This window comes from Kribbella sp. NPDC023972, from assembly GCF_040639075.1.
Taxonomy (GTDB): domain Bacteria; phylum Actinomycetota; class Actinomycetes; order Propionibacteriales; family Kribbellaceae; genus Kribbella.
In genome coordinates, this window is record NZ_JBEZZH010000007.1 from 332582 (window position 1) to 347684 (window position 15103).

At 68.5% G+C, this 15103-nt stretch carries 13 protein-coding genes and 1 tRNA gene; 9 read left to right on the forward strand and 5 right to left on the reverse strand.

The window, feature by feature from the left end:
* Nucleotides 1-21: 21 nt before the first annotated feature.
* Nucleotides 22-399 carry a DUF779 domain-containing protein gene (locus AB0F43_RS27905; RefSeq protein ID WP_360483217.1) on the reverse strand — a complete coding sequence of 126 codons (378 nt, stop codon included), beginning with the start codon at nt 397-399 and terminating at the stop codon, nt 22-24.
* Nucleotides 400-404: 5 nt separating this feature from the next.
* A complete protein-coding gene (gene adh, locus AB0F43_RS27910; RefSeq protein ID WP_360483003.1) occupies nt 405-1928 on the reverse strand; it encodes an aldehyde dehydrogenase in 1524 nt (507 codons plus the stop codon).
* Between the two features lie 83 nt (nt 1929-2011).
* On the opposite strand from adh, the gene AB0F43_RS27915 reads away from it, so the two are divergent.
* The 4 genes from AB0F43_RS27915 (at nt 2012) to AB0F43_RS27930 (ending at nt 8459) form a co-directional block, all read left to right on the forward strand.
* Nucleotides 2012-3463: a GAF domain-containing protein gene (locus AB0F43_RS27915; protein WP_360483007.1), complete on the forward strand. Its 1452-nt coding sequence runs from the start codon at nt 2012-2014 to the stop codon at nt 3461-3463.
* A gap of 214 nt (nt 3464-3677) precedes the next feature.
* Nucleotides 3678-5843 carry a (Fe-S)-binding protein gene (locus AB0F43_RS27920; protein ID WP_360483010.1) on the forward strand — a complete coding sequence of 722 codons (2166 nt, stop codon included), beginning with the start codon at nt 3678-3680 and terminating at the stop codon, nt 5841-5843.
* 170 nt (nt 5844-6013) lie between these two features.
* Nucleotides 6014-7591 carry an alkaline phosphatase D family protein gene (locus AB0F43_RS27925; RefSeq protein WP_360483013.1) on the forward strand — a complete coding sequence of 526 codons (1578 nt, stop codon included), beginning with the start codon at nt 6014-6016 and terminating at the stop codon, nt 7589-7591.
* A gap of 10 nt (nt 7592-7601) precedes the next feature.
* The gene (locus tag AB0F43_RS27930) at nt 7602-8459 is read left to right on the forward strand and encodes a hypothetical protein (RefSeq protein WP_360483016.1); all 858 of its coding nucleotides are present in this window, start codon (nt 7602-7604) and stop codon (nt 8457-8459) included.
* A gap of 40 nt (nt 8460-8499) precedes the next feature.
* Here AB0F43_RS27930 and AB0F43_RS27935 read toward each other — a convergent pair whose 3' ends face one another.
* Nucleotides 8500-9294, reverse strand: a complete 795-nt coding sequence (locus tag AB0F43_RS27935) for an SDR family oxidoreductase (protein ID WP_360483019.1) — start codon at nt 9292-9294, stop codon at nt 8500-8502.
* Nucleotides 9295-9406: 112 nt separating this feature from the next.
* Here AB0F43_RS27935 and AB0F43_RS27940 point away from each other — a divergent pair, with 112 nt between their 5' ends.
* The 4 genes from AB0F43_RS27940 (at nt 9407) to AB0F43_RS27955 (ending at nt 12984) form a co-directional block, all read left to right on the forward strand.
* Nucleotides 9407-10183, forward strand: a complete 777-nt coding sequence (locus tag AB0F43_RS27940) for a hypothetical protein (protein ID WP_360483022.1) — start codon at nt 9407-9409, stop codon at nt 10181-10183.
* The gene (locus AB0F43_RS27945; protein ID WP_360483025.1) at nt 10180-11010 is read left to right on the forward strand and encodes a DUF4097 family beta strand repeat-containing protein; all 831 of its coding nucleotides are present in this window, start codon (nt 10180-10182) and stop codon (nt 11008-11010) included. The genes AB0F43_RS27940 and AB0F43_RS27945 overlap by 4 nt, the downstream gene beginning before the upstream one ends.
* A gap of 118 nt (nt 11011-11128) precedes the next feature.
* The gene (locus AB0F43_RS27950; RefSeq protein WP_360483028.1) at nt 11129-11356 is read left to right on the forward strand and encodes a hypothetical protein; all 228 of its coding nucleotides are present in this window, start codon (nt 11129-11131) and stop codon (nt 11354-11356) included.
* 134 nt (nt 11357-11490) lie between these two features.
* Nucleotides 11491-12984 (forward strand): hypothetical protein, encoded by a 1494-nt coding sequence (locus AB0F43_RS27955; protein WP_360483031.1) that lies wholly within the window; start codon nt 11491-11493, stop codon nt 12982-12984.
* Between the two features lie 51 nt (nt 12985-13035).
* Here the strand turns inward: AB0F43_RS27955 and dcd are convergent, their stop codons facing one another.
* Both dcd and AB0F43_RS27965 read right to left on the reverse strand, forming a co-directional pair.
* A complete protein-coding gene (dcd, locus tag AB0F43_RS27960; protein WP_360483034.1) occupies nt 13036-13611 on the reverse strand; it encodes a dCTP deaminase in 576 nt (191 codons plus the stop codon).
* Nucleotides 13612-13979: 368 nt separating this feature from the next.
* Entirely contained in the window at nt 13980-14423 is a 444-nt protein-coding gene (locus AB0F43_RS27965) for a MarR family transcriptional regulator (RefSeq protein WP_360483037.1), read from the reverse strand.
* Nucleotides 14424-15022: 599 nt separating this feature from the next.
* On the opposite strand from AB0F43_RS27965, the gene AB0F43_RS27970 reads away from it, so the two are divergent.
* Nucleotides 15023-15096 (forward strand) — tRNA-Gly (locus AB0F43_RS27970).
* The last annotated feature ends 7 nt before the right edge of the window (nt 15097-15103 follow it).

The window sequence follows — 15103 nt, forward strand, 5'->3', positions numbered from 1 at the left end:
TGGGGGCGCCCGCGTGAGTCTTCAGCTGAGTCCGAGTTGGGCGGACTCCTCGTCGGTGAACAGGCGGGAGCGGATCAGGAAGCGGACGCCTTCGGGCGCCTCCACCGAGAAGCCGCTGCCACGGCCCTTCACCACGTCGACGGTGAGCTGGGTGTGCTTCCAGTACTCGTACTGGTTCGCGGCCATCCAGAACGCGATCGGCCGGTCCAGGCCGGCCACGACCAGATCGCCGAGCCGCACGTCCGCCGACCCCGTGCGAAATTCCCCGTCCGGATAGCACATCGGCGAGCTGCCGTCGCAGCAGCCACCGGACTGGTGGAACATCAGCGGACCGTGCAGCTCGGTGAGGCGGCGGAGCAACTCCGCCGCTGCGTCCGTGAGCAACACTCGCTCGACCACCATGGTCAGAAGAACCCCAGCTTGTTGGGGCTGTAGCTGACCAGCAGGTTCTTGGTCTGCTGGTAGTGGTCGAGCATCATCTTGTGGTTCTCCCGGCCGATGCCGGAGCTCTTGTACCCGCCGAACGCCGCGTGCGCCGGGTAGGCGTGGTAGCAGTTCGTCCAGACCCGGCCGGCCTGGATCTCACGGCCGGCCCGGTATGCCGTGTTGATGTCCCGCGACCAGACCCCGGCACCGAGGCCGTACAGGGTGTCGTTGGCGATCTTCATCGCGTCGGCGTAGTCGTCGAACTTCGTCACTGCGACGACCGGGCCGAAGATCTCCTCCTGGAAGATCCGCATCTTGTTGTCGCCCTCGAAGATGGTCGGCTGGATGTAGTACCCGCCGGCCAGGTCTCCGTCCAGCTCCGCCCGGGCGCCGCCGGTCAGCACGCGAGCGCCTTCCTCCGTGCCGATCTCGATGTAGGCGAGGATCTTCTCGTACTGGTCGTTACTCGCCTGCGCACCCATCATCGTGTCGGTGTCGAGCGGGTTGCCCTGCTTGATCGCCCGCGTCCGGTCGATCGCGTCGGCCAGGAAGTCGTCGTAGATCGACGACTGGATCAGCGCCCGGGACGGGCAGGTGCAGACCTCGCCCTGGTTCAGCGCGAACAGCGTGAACCCTTCCAGCGCCTTGTCGTAGAACTCGTCCCGGGACGCCGCGACGTCGGCGAAGAAGATATTCGGGCTCTTGCCGCCGAGCTCGAGCGTGACCGGGATGATGTGCTCCGACGCGTACTGCATGATCAACCGGCCGGTCGTGGTCTCACCAGTGAACGCGACCTTGGCGACTCTGTTGCTGGAGGCAAGCGGTTTGCCGGCCTCGACGCCGAACCCGTTGACCACGTTCAGCACGCCGGGCGGCAGCAGGTCGTGGATCAGCTCGAGCAGCACGTGGATCGACGCCGGCGTCTGCTCGGCCGGCTTCAGTACGACGGCGTTGCCCGCGGCCAGCGCGGGAGCCAGCTTCCAGGTCGCCATCAGGATCGGGAAGTTCCACGGGATGATCTGCCCGACCACGCCGAGCGGCTCGTGGAAGTGGTACGCGATGGTGTCGTCGTCGATGACCGAGACCGACCCCTCCTGGGCCCGCAGCGCTCCGGCGAAGTAGCGGAAGTGGTCGATCGCCAGCGGCAGGTCGGCAGCCAGCGTCTCCCGGACGGCCTTGCCGTTGTCCCAGGTCTCGGCGACGGCGAGCGCCTCGAGGTTGGCCTCGATCCGGTCCGCGATCTTGTTCAGGATGGTGGCGCGTTCGGCGGGCGAGGTGCGTCCCCAGCCCGGCGCGGCACCGTGGGCGGCGTCGAGGGCCAGCTCGACGTCGTCCGCCGTACCGCGGGCGATCTCGGTGAAGACCTCACCGGTGACCGGGGTCGGATTCTCGAAGTATCCGCCCCTGACCGGCGGCACCCATTCGCCTCCGATGTAGTGCTCGTAGCGCGCCTTGTACGCGACCGGGCTGCCATCGCTCCCGGGAACTGCGAAGATCGTCATAGGTCCTCCTACGGAACTCGACGGTGGACCGAACCTAGGTGCCATGACGTTGCACGGACGTTGCATCGCGGAGTGAGGCTGGGATGGACACACCGGAGCAGGCACGCCGGTTGAGCGAGCTGTACGACGAGGTGCTCGGCGGCGGCCGGGCACCCTCCGCACCGCGCCCGCTGGTCGCCGCATCGTGGGAGCGGTCTCTGGCCGCCGCGGTCGATCCCGAACTGGACGCGCCGCCGATGGTCGTCGACGCGGACGTCGTCGAGGGCATCCGCGAGAACCATCCGCTCCGCGCCGTACTGCCGGTCCTGCGCCAGACGCTGACGTCGATCGCCGACGAGGCGTCACACATCATGATCATCACCGACGCCGAGGGGATGATCCTCTGGCGCGAAGGTGCGGCCGACGTACGGCGCCAGGCCGACCGGATCGCCTTGTCCGAGGGGGCCGTCTGGTCGGAGGACCAGATCGGCACCAACGGCATGGGTACGTCGCTCGCCGTCGGACAGCCGGTGCAGATCCATTCGGCCGAACACCTGGTCCGCCGCATCCACGAATGGACCTGTGCGGCCGCGCCCGTCCACGACCCCGACACCGGCAAGCTGCTCGGAGCCGTCGACGTCTCGGGCCCGCTGCGTACGGTCCACCCGGCGATGGTCGCGCTCGTCACCGCCGCGGCCCAGCTGGCCGAAGGACAGCTGCGAGTCCGGATGGCCGCGGCCGACGAACTCCTCCGGGCCCGCAACATGCGCCACCTGATCGCCTTGGGCGACGAGCCCGGCGCCTTGCTGACGCCGACCGGCCGGGTGCTCGCGGTCCAGCCGCTGGAGTGGTTGCCCGATCGCCTCGACGTCGCCGACGGCGCGTCCCGGATCGACCTCGGCGACGGTCGCGAAGGCGTGGTCGAACAGCTCGACGAGGGCTACCTGCTGCGCATCCCCGGTACGCCGGTACGCCGGTCGCGACCGTCGTTGCGGCTGAAGCTCCTCGGCGCCGGTCAGCCGACCGCGGTCGTCGGCGGCCGCGAGATCGCGCTGACCTTGCGGCGGGCCGAAGTACTCGCACTGCTTGTGCTCCATCCGGCCGGGCTCACCGCGGAGCAGTTGATGCTCCAGCTGTACGGCGACGAGGGAAACCCGACGACTGTTCGCGCCGAGATGCACCGGCTGCGGAACCTGCTCGGCGGCGGGGTCCTCGACACCAAGCCGTACCGGATCATCGCCGAGGCCACCAGCGACGTCACCGACGTACAGACCGCCCTGCGCGCCGGCGACCTGGCCGCTGCTCTCGACCGCTATCCCGGCGCCCTGCTCACCCGCTCCGACGCCCCGGCGCTACGAGCCGAACGCGACGAACTCGACGCGACCTTGCGCCGCGGCGTCCTCGACTCCGGCGATCCCGAGCTGCTGTGGCGCTTCGCCCAGACAACCACCGGTGCCGAGGACCTGGAGATCTTCGAGACGCTGCATGCCGTGCTGCCGTCCGACGATCATCGACGCCCGGCCGTGAGCGCACGCCTGCATCGCCTTGCTGACTAGCCTTACTCGCGGCCGACCAGGATCCACAGGTAGAGAGTCCCGTAAAATGGTGCCATCAGTGCGTTCGCAGTGGTTAGAAACTTGCGAACTGCTCGGGGAACCGGCAACCACTCTTCGGTCAAGGCGCATCTCGGTTTGCTTTCGGTCACATCTCGGGCGTGATGAGGCCTACATCGACATGACTGACCAGTAACCAACCAATAACATCGCTGGTATGCAGATCCTCGCCATCGTCGTCTCGCTCGCGATCGCCGCCGTCGGCATCGCGTTGTTCGGCAAGACGATCGGGCACATGGTGTCCGTCATCAAGCTCGGCCAGCCGGCCCCCGGCCGCAGCGACAATCCCGGGCAGCGCACCGCCACGCTGGCCAAGGAGACGCTCGGCCACACCCGGATGCTGCAGTGGAGTCACATCGGCGTCCTGCACTGGTTCGTCGCGTTCGGCTTCATCGGGCTGTTCCTCAGTCTGGTGACCGCCTTCGGTCAGCTGTTCGACGCCCATTTCGCGCTGCCGATCGTCGGGCACTGGATCATCTTCGAGTGGGTCACCGAGATCCTCACCTGGACCGGCCTGCTGGGGATCGGCGCGTTGATCGTGATCCGGTTGCGGCATCTGCCGAGCGGTTCGGAGGGCCGGTACAGCCGGTTCTTCGGCTCGCGGGCCTGGCAGGCGTACTACGTCGAGTACACGATCCTCGGCGTACTGATCTGCATCCTCGCGCTGCGCTCCCTCGAGTACGGGCTGGCCGCGCACCTCGGCGAGGCGTCCACGTGGCACTTCCCGTTGACCTGGTTCCTGGGCGAGGCGGTCACCAGCTGGCCGGAGTCCCGGCTGGAGAACGCGATCTACCTGGTCGCGATGGTGAAGATCCTGATCTCGTTCGCCTGGATGATCACCATCTCGCTGAACGCGACCATGGGTGTCGCCTGGCACCGCTTCACCGCCTGGCCGAACATCTGGTTCAAGCGCGAGGCCGACGGCGGTACGGCGCTCGGCGCGCTGCAGCCGATCATGGTCAAGGGTGAGCCGATCGACTTCGAGAACATCGACGAGCTGGACGAGGACGCGGCTCTCGGCGTCGGCAAGGTCGAGGACTTCACCTGGAAGGGCCTGCTCGACTTCACCACCTGCACCGAGTGCGGCCGCTGCCAGTCCCAGTGCCCCGCCTGGAACACCGAGAAGCCGTTGTCGCCCAAGCTGGTCGTGATGAACCTGCGCGAGCACGCGTACGCGAAGGCGCCGTACCTGCTGGCTTCGTCCGACGACGAACGCAAGTCGCTGCCGGAGCTGGTGCTGGCCGAGCAGGACAAGCCGCTGGTGGGTTCGCCGGACGTCGCGGTGATCGACGAGGACGCGTTGTGGGCGTGTACGTCGTGCGGCGCGTGCGTGCAGCAGTGCCCGGTCGACATCGAGCACGTCGACGCGATCATGGACATGCGCCGCTACCAGGTGCTGATCGAGTCCTCGTTCCCGTCCGAGCTCAACGGGCTCTTCAAGGGCCTGGAGAACAAGGGCAACCCATGGAACATGAACCCGTCCGGCCGGATGGACTGGGCCAAGGACCTGCCCTTCGAGGTCAAGCAGGTCGGTGCGGACGTCGAGTCGCTGGACGAGGTCGAGTACCTGTTCTGGGTCGGTTGCGCCGGCGCCTTCGAGGACCGGGCGAAGAAGACCACGCAGGCCGTCGCCGAGCTGCTCAACATCGCCGGTGTCAGCTTCGCCGTACTGGGTGACGGCGAGACCTGCACCGGTGACCCGGCCCGGCGGTCCGGCAACGAGTTCGTCTTCCAGCAGCTGGCGATGCAGAACGCGGAGGTCTTCAAGGAGACCGGCGCCAAGAAGGTCGTCTCCACCTGCGCGCACTGCTTCAACACGCTGAAGAACGAGTACTCGCAGCTCGGTGTCGAGCTCGACGTCATCCACCACACCCAGCTGCTGAACCGCCTGGTCCGCGAGGGCAAGCTGACCCCGGTCGCCCCGGCCGACAGCACCCTCAACGGCCAGAAGATCACCTACCACGACCCGTGCTACCTCGGCCGCCACAACCAGGTGTACGACGCTCCGCGCGAGCTGCTCGACATCATCCCCGGCGCCGAGTACGCCGAGATGCCGCGGAACCAGACCAAGTCGTTCTGCTGCGGCGCCGGCGGTGCGCGGATGTGGATGGAGGAGAAGATCGGGAGCCGGATCAACATCAACCGGACCACCGAGGCGGTCGAGACCGGCGCGGACAAGATCGCCACCGGTTGCCCGTTCTGCCGGGTGATGCTGTCCGACGGCCTGACCGCCAAACAGGCCGACGGCTCGGCCCGCGACTCCGTCGAGGTAGCCGACGTCGCCCAACTCCTCCTCGCCTCAGTCAAACGCGCCGAAAGCTAAGCCTTAGGTGGTGAAGATCACCGCGCCGCCGGCGAGCAAACTCGTGTGTGAGGCCGGATCCGGTCAGATCACACCTGCCCGTGAGAACTTCTCGTAATCTGCTGTTAGCCAGGCAGCAGTTTACCTGTTGCGGAAGTGATCACAGCGGATGATCGGGTGGGCAGGTGCCGATGAGCGTGCGTATAGGTAGTACTCGACGAAGCTTCCTGACGGTGACCGGGGCCGCGGCCGCGCTGGCGCTGAGCGGAAATCTGCCGGAGGTGGGGCAGGCGCTGGCCGGGGCGACCGGTCGCGGTGATCGCCGCGATCCGTTCACCCTGGGCGTCGCGTCCGGTGATCCACTGCCGGACGCGGTGGTGATCTGGACCCGGCTCGCACCGGAGCCGCTCGCACCGTTCGGCGGCATGGACCGGCGGCCGGTCGAGGTCCAGTGGCAGGTCGCCGAGGACCCGGGCTTCCGCCGGATCGTCCGCCAGGGCACCACCCAGGCGAGGCCGGAGGCCAGTCATTCGGTGCACATCGACGTACGCGGGCTGCGTCCGTGGCGGCATTACTGGTACCGCTTCCGTGCGAACGGCCAGCTCAGCCCGGTCGGCCGGACCCGGACCGCGCCGTCGGCCGACGCGATCGTGCCCGAGATGTCGCTGGCGTTCGCGTCCTGCCAGGCGTGGTGGGAGGGCTGGTACACCGCGTACGCCGACATGGCCAAGCGCGACCACGACGTGGTGTTCTTCCTCGGCGACTACATCTACGAGTTCGGCATCGACCGTGGTGTCCGGCCGCACTCGAACGAGGACTACGTGACCCGGCAGACCGTCACGTTGGACGAGTACCGCAACCGCTACGCGTCGTACAAGATGGACCCCGATCTGCAGGCGGCGCACGCATCCGCGCCATGGGTCGTCACCTGGGACGACCACGAGGTGGTCGACAACTGGGCCGATGAGGCACATCCGAGCGCACCGCCCGCGCAGTTCCTGGTACGCCGGGCCAACGCGTTCCGCGCGTACTGGGAACACATGCCGCTGCGGCTCGCGCAACTGCCCAAGGGCCCGGACATGCAGCTCTACCGGCGGTTCCGGTTCGGCCGGCTCGCGGAGTTCAGCGTGCTCGACACCCGGCAGTACCGTTCGGACCAGGCGTACGGCGACGGCTCGGACGCGCCCGGCCCGGAGACGAAGGACCCGGCCCGCACGCTCACCGGCGACGCCCAGGAGAAGTGGCTGCTCGACGGCTGGTCCGCGTCGCAGTCGCGCTGGAACGTCCTGGCCCAGCAGAACGCGCTGGCCCGGCTGGACGTGAAGGACGGCCCGGAGGTCCTGGTGCCGATGGACACCTGGGACGGCTACGAGGCCTCCCGCGACCGCGTCCTCGGCGGCGCCTATCAGCGCAAGATCCGCAACCTGGTCTCGATCGGCGGCGACCTGCACCGCAGCGTCGCGTCCGATCTCAAGCTGGACTTCTCCAACCCGGACTCACCGACCGTTGGCACCGAGTTCGTCGGAACATCGATCAGCTCGGGGCTCGACGGGATGGACCTGGACCCGGGCGGCGTGACCCTGCTCAAGGAGAACCCGCACATCAAGTACGGCAACTTCCAGCGCGGTTACGTCAGCTGCAGCATCACGCCACAGCGGTGGATCTCCGACTTCCGCGTGGTCGACCGGGTCACCGTCCCGAACGGCACCGTCAGCACCCGCGCCAAACTCCTCGTCGAGGACGGGCGCCCGGGTATCCAGACCCTCTGAGGAGACAGCGATGACCCTTCGATGGCAGTCCGCCGTCGCCCTCGGCGCCGCGGCGGCGGCAACCGTGATTGCGTTGCCCGAGGCAACAAGTAGCAGACCGCGGACCGACGTACAGATCTCGACCCAACCGCAGCAGCTGAGCGTCGTCGGCCTGCCCTGCTTCCCCGGCAACCTGACGCTCACCATGACCAACACCGGTGCCGAGGACCGGTACGCCGACCTGACACTCGACCCGAGCGGCCCACTGCAGCTGTCCCGGGAACTGTTCTCGTCCTGGCTGCCGGCGGTCGACCCCGACCAGCCGGTGTCCGCGCCGGTCGAGGTCCGGGTGCCGCGCGACACCCCGCCCGGCCAGTACTCGATCGACCTCGAGGTCGACCGGTCGAAACTCACCGTTCCGGTGACCGTGAATCCCCTGCCGTCAAAGGGCCCGGGCAGCAACGTCGCGCTGGGTGAACAGGCCTCGGCGTCGTCGACGCACGGCAACTTCGCCCTCTGCGGTGCGGTCGACGGCAACAAGGACTCAGAGCAGTGGGACACCCTGACCGGCTGGAACGACGGCACCCGGGCGGTCTTCCCGGACACGTACGACGTTGCCCTGGCCGAACCGACCACCATCGACCGGGTGGAGCTCTACACCCTCGACTCGATCCGGTGGCCGGCGACCACCAACGGGCTGCGTGACTGGGACGTCCAGGTCCGCAGCGGCAGCGGCGCTTGGCAGACCGCGGCCCAGGTCCGCGGCAACACCCTCGGCCACGTCACGACGACCTTCGCCCCGGTCCAGGCCGACGCCGTACGCATCCTCTGTCTCGCCGGCAACGGCAACACCTACTCCCGCATCGTCGAGCTCGAGGTCTACGGCTGACACCCTCCCAGGAGCTTTCGATCCTGGGAGGCACCGCGGATCAACGCAGGTACGAGGCGCCGTTGAAGTCGAGGACGGCGCCACTCGACCAGCCGGCCGCCGGGGAGGCGAGCCAATAGACCGCCTCGGCAACCTCCTCGGCGCCGGCCGCCCGGTTGAACGGGCTCTGCGCGCGGATCGCGTCGCCACCAGGACCGTTCAGGAAATCCTCGGTCATGTCGGTGGCGATGAATCCGGGCGCGATTGACGTCACCGTGATGTCATGGGGCGCCAGCGAGACCGCCAACGACTGCCCGAGCGAGTGCAATCCGGCCTTCGCGGCGCCGTAGGCGGGCACGTCAGGCTCACCGCGATAGGCACCTCGCGACCCCACGTTGACGATCGCACCCCGTCGTACGCCCTCGGCCGGGTCGTTGTCCAGCATCTGCCGGGCCACGCACCAGGTCACGTGCGCCGCCCCTTCCAGATTCACCGCGAGGGTACGACGCCACGCCGACACCCACTCGTCGTACGGCGTCTCCGCGAGCGGATGCCCGATCCGGCGGGAACCGGAGACCGGCTCGTCGACGAACAGCGCGGCATTGTTCACGAGGACGTCGATCCGGCCGAGCGCCGCGGCCGCTTCCTCAACCAGGGCAGGGATTGCGGCCGGATCCCCCAGGTCGGCGGCGACCACACCGTGGCCCTCGCCGGGCAGCCCGGAGCGGACCTCCTCGGCTCGATCGACCGCGCCGCGGCAGTGCAGGATGACCCGGTCGCCGGCCCGCGCGAAGGCCCTCGCGACCTCCGCTCCGACACCCCTGGACGCACCTGTGACGAGAACACCTCTGGACACCGCAGCTCCTTGTCGCCGACTGACCTCCCATTCTGCCGGTGGCGCCATACCGGCAGCACCATGACATCAGATGGGTTGACAGTGACGTCACAATGACGTCATAGTTGCAGTCATGGAACTTGATCACTATCTCGAGTCGGTGCGGCGGAGCGTGGAGAACGCGACCGCCCTGGCCGACGACCAAACTCGCTCCGTGGCACAGCGCCTCGGAGCCACGCTGGATGACGCGGGCCGGCTGGCCCTCATCTCAGCCCTGTCCGACGCCGCCGGGGAGATCAGCCGCGAGCTGTCCCCCGGTTCGGTCGAGCTCCGGATGGCCGGCGGCCGTCCCGAGTTCGTGGTCACGCCGGCCCCGAGCCAGCTCACCGGCCACGACGACGCGGACGAGGAAATCGACGACGAGACCGACGACCAGCCCGCCGAGCCGATCACCCCGGAGGCCGACGAGCCGACCGCGCGGATCACGCTGCGGCTGCCGATGTCGGTGAAGAACAAGGTGGACGAGGCCGCCGACGCGGAGGGCATCTCCTCGAACGCGTGGCTGATGCGCACGGTGATGACCGAACTGAGCGACCGCGGCCGGGGCCGCGGACCGCGTCCGCCCCGGCCCCCGCGCCCACCGCGCGGCGGCTTCCTCGGCCCCGACGGACCGCTCGGCCCTAACGGTCCGCTGGGCCCGAACGGTCCGCTCGGACCCGACGGTGTCTTCGGACCGGACGGTGTGTTCGGCCCTGACGGCCCGTTCGGCGAGGACGGCGTCTTCGGACCCGAGCGCGGCCGGCGCGGCCGGGACCGGGACCGCGGCGACCGTGACCGCCGGGACCGGGGCCGCGGGCGCCGCGGTGGGCATGGCGGTCCGGGTCAGCGGATGACGGGGTGGGTCCAGTGAGCGGCTTCAGCAGTCAACTGGTCGAGGACGCGAGCCTGATCGACCGGGTCCGGATCGAGATCGGTTCCGGCAAGGTCGAGATCGTGCCGAACGACGGCAGCGAGACCGCCGTCACCCTCGAGGTCGACAGCGGCAGCGAGGAGGACGTCGTCTTCAAGGTGCACGACGGTGAACTGATCATCGAGGGCCCCCGCAACGTCCGCCGCGGCCCGGACATCCAGGTCCTGATCGCCACTCCGTCGACGCTCGACGTCCGGATCAAGACCGGTTCCGGTGACATCAGCTCGCGGATGCCACTGCGCACCGCGCGGCTTTCGACCGGCTCCGGCGACGTCCGGATCGAGCGGGTCGAGGGCGACCTGGCGGTCACCACGGGCAGCGGCGACCTCAGGGTCGAGCACGCCGCCGGCACGGTCCGGGCCGCCACCGGCTCCGGTTCGATCGACATCGACGAGGCGGCCGAAGCGCTCGGGCTGAGCACCGGTTCCGGTGACGTCCGGGTCGGTGACGCGGCCGGGCCGGCGACCGTCAAGGTCGGCTCGGGTGACATCACCATCGAGCGGATCCAGGACCACTCGGTCGCCACCTCCGGCTCCGGTGACGTCCGGGTCGAGATCGCCGACGGACCGAGTGTCCAGGCGGAGACGGCTCGCGGTGACGTACAGATCGGCGTACCCGATGGCGTCCCGACGTACCTGGACCTGAAGACCGTGACCGGGCGGATCCGGTGCGACCTGGAGCCGGGCGAGAGGCCGGCCGAGGGCGAGCGCGCGCTGATGCTGCGAGCCCGCACGGTCTCCGGCGACATCAGCGTCGTCAAGGTCTGATCCACACCCACCCCAGAAGGTCCCGCCAGGCAACGGCACCCGGCGGGACCTGGGCGAAGCACTGCCGAAATCAGCACGGGGACGCGAGCACGGGGACACCGTGAGGGGAGTAAGGACGATGATCACCGACCACCAAGAGGTAGCGCGCTACCGCCTCGCCGAGCAGCTCCGCGCCGCCGAGGTACGGGCCCAGCGCAACGAACTGCGAGCCGCCGCGAAGGCCGACCGGACCGGCGGTCCGCGGCACGAGCTGGCCGTCGTACTGCGCCGGCTGGCCGACCGGCTCGAGCCGCAGCCACGGAACCATCGGCCCGGCCTCTCCGTCGTACGCTCGCAGGCTCGCTGATGGAGGCTGTGAACTGCGCAACAGCGCGTGTCTGCAGGTTCCTGCGGCGGCGTGGTTGGTGGCGGTGAGGACCCGGAGTCACTGCTAGCGTTCAGGCGATCATTCCGGGTCTGACTTCGGGAGAGTAACCAACGATGCTGCGTCCGACCGCCAAGGCAGTCGCCACCGCCGCCACCGCCCTCGTCCTCCTGGCCGGCTGCGGCGGAAGCGACGACAAGAGCTCCGACGCCGGAGCCCAGGGTGGCGGCGAGACACCCGCCAGCACCCCCTCGGCGCCGAAGGTCGCATCGTTCGACCCGCCGAAGGCCTTCGTCACCAGCTCAGCCTTCGGCGTCGAGCCCACCAAGAAGGACACCCAGTTCACCTTCGCCGCCGGCATGGTCGGCCAGACCACACTGATCTCCGGACTCGAGGGTGTCAGTGGACGCAACATCGCCGCTCAGGGAAAGGCCTGGTTCTATCCGGCCACCGAGCTGGACACCACCGAGACGCTGGATCTGAGCAAACCGATGGGCGTCCAGGTCGACGGCAAGGACGTTGTCGCGATCGCCTACATCCAGAACGACAAGGGCAACGGCACCCAGAAGGCCAAGGGCCAGGTCGTGTTCCAGTGGATCGACGCCGCCGAAGGCACCAAGGTCGCCGAGGTGATCGCTGACCTCACCCCGGTCTTCGGTCCCGGCGGCGGTGCCGACGACGTGGTGAGCCAGGCGTACGACGCCGCCACCGGACAGCTCGTGGTCGGCGTCTCGCCGTACAACGGCACCGGGAACGGCAAGACCGCCACCGTCTACGCCGACCCGAAGACGCAGAAGGCGTCCGTCATCCCGGCTCTCACGCCGGCCGGCGTACTCAACGGCATGATCGTGGGAGCGAAGTCGGGGGACGGAGAGGGCACCGGCAACGGCGCGGTCGTGATCGCGAACGGTGTGACCGGGAAGGTCACCAAGCAGACCCCGGTCGGCAAGGACTACCTGAACCCGGCCGGCCACGGCGTCAAGCGTGCCTTCCTGTCCGGCAGCCAGTACGGCGAGAGCGGCTACACCAACGTCCTCTACTCGGTCGACATCGCCACCGGCAGCATGGTCCAGATCCCGGCCCAGGCGGCCGACGACTCGGTGAACTTCACCTGCCTCGGCGACCGTGCCAACGCGGTCGTGTGCACGGGCAAGGACAACAACACGAAGGTCGAGATCCTCGGCGTGGACGACTCGACCGGTAAGAAGACCTGGGGTTACACCAAGGACGCGGCCAACCGGATCATCCCCGACGTCACCGCGGCCTTCCACGGCATCGTCTACGCGCAGGCCGAAGTCCAGCCGGTGCTGATGGACGCCGCCACCGGCGAGGACGTGAAGAGCGCCTCGTCCACGCCGTCGGACACCGCTTCTCCGACCGCGGGCTCCACGCCGTCCGAGGGCGCCACGCCGTCGGAGGGTTCGACGCCTTCCGAGGGTTCGGCGTCGCAGGGTGCCGATCCGGGCAGCGCGAATGGATCGGACATGTCGCTGTTCGACGGCAAGATGCGGTCGCCGGTCGCGGTCACGCAGTACGGCGGCACCTATCTGCAGGACAAGATCGGCAGCGGCTTCTACACGATCCTGATCGCGCTGACCCCCACCGCCTGATTGCTGCGATACGCAAGAGCCCCGGTCGGTGACCGGGGCTCTTGCGCGTTACTAGATGTCGGTGCGGTGGAAGTTCTGGTAGGAGCGGGACGGGGTCGGGCCCCGCTGGCCCTGGTAGCGGGAGCCGTACTTCGCCGAGCCGTACGGGTGATCGGCCGGCGAGGACAACCGGAAGAAGCACAACTGGCCGATCTTCATCCCGGGCCAGAGCTTGATCGGCAACGTCGCCACGTTCGACAGCTCGAGCGTCACGTGCCCCGAGAACCCGGGGTCGATGAACCCGGCGGTGGAGTGGGTGAGCAGCCCGAGCCGGCCCAGCGAGGACTTGCCCTCCAGCCGCGCCGCCACGTCATCGGGCAGCGTGACCAGCTCGTACGTCGATCCCAGCACGAACTCACCGGGGTGCAGGATGAACGGCTCGTCCCCCTCCGGCTCGACCATCCGGGTCAGGTCAGGCTGTTCCTCGGCCGGGTCGATGTGCGGGTACTTGTGGTTCTCGAACACCCGGAAGAACCGGTCCAGCCGTACGTCGACACTCGACGGCTGCACCATGGCAGCGTCGAACGGATCCAGCTGGACCCGCTTCGCATCCAGCTCGGCCAAGATGTCACGGTCGGAGAGCAGCACGAAGGCAACCTAGCAGCGCCCCGCCCCTCAGCCCACCTCCAGGTCGGCAGACCCGGCCGATTGCTCGGCTCCGAGGAAGTGGCGCTACGTCACACCAGTTGTCCGGACCTGAACATCCATTCGATGGTCGGTGCCCGGTGTGGGAAACGTAATGTCGATCGATGACCGGTGCCCGGCTTGGATCCGGGGGCCCGGCGGGCGATCGTCCGGAGCCCTCAGCTCCCCGGCGAGACCACGCCTCCGGGCCTTCCCGCGTGTCCTTCCATCCCCCGTCCGGCCGTCGTACCCGATCATCCGCCGGCACCGTTGCGGCGCACCGGCGATCTCGGGGCCTGAGGCAACAACCTCAGGGTGAGCTCAGCTCGAGCTCAGTCGGCCAGCTTGTTGAACCGCGACACCTGGGTGGCGAAGGTCTTCACCTGCGTCGGCGACCAGTCCTTGAGCAAATCCTCGATCACCTTGTGCCGCTTCTTCCGGGCCGCCGCGAGCTTGCGCTTGCCCGCCGCGGTCAGCGTCAGCAGAGTCGCGCGCGCATCCGACTTGTCGGCCGCCCGCTTCAGCAGACCCTCTTCCTCCAGCCGCGCACAGGCCCGGCTGACCGGACCCTTGTCCACCTCGAGCGCCGCAACCAGGTCGGCCATCCGCACCGGCGCCAGCTCCTCGACGTGATTCAGCAACGCGTACTGCGCCGGCTCCAGGTCCGGATGCGCCTCGTCGGACAGCGTCCGCTGCAGACCACGCAGCCGGCGCGCCAACGTGACGAGCTCCTTCTCCAGGTTGTCCAGCGCGTCACTCGTGTCTGTTGCCACCATGCACCCCTTCATCCACTTGCCCCGCAACCATCTTGTCCGGTCCCGGCGAGGACCGCATCCTCACGTTGCGTCGAATGTTGCCCCCGGCAACGCGTTCTAATCTGCCAGAAGATGCCGGACCTGCCCAGTCCTGGGCGTGCCCTTTGTGGAAAACTGCCCAAGAACCCCCACGGCAAACCGCCCAAACCCCCCATTTTCGATTGCACCCGGCATCGGTTCCACACCACTCCACTCCCTGCGGGCTCGTCCCCGCCGAACCTCACCAACCTCGCCGAAGAACCAGCCGATGGTGGCCGTGAACAGTTCCTGGGGCTTTTGAACAGCTCACAACCTGTTCCGCACCCCCAGAAGGTGTTCAAGGTCCCGCCGCCCGGCCCACGTCCGGACCATGGCTGCCCGCCGACGTACTCATCAGCCCCCGCACCGCCGACGTCCGCATCAGCCGCCGCACTACCGGCGTCCGCATCACCCGGCCTTTGCCGGCGTTCCGTTCAACCGACCCTGCCGGCGTTCGGATCGGCTGCGGCGCGCCGGACCCGGCGTGGCCCGGACCCCACCCATCGGCTATGCTCGTCTCCGCCTGCCGGTCCCACCGGCTCGCGGGTGTAGTTCAATGGCAGAACATCAGCTTCCCAAGCTGACAGTGCGGGTTCGATTCCCGTCACCCGCTCCAGAGCAGA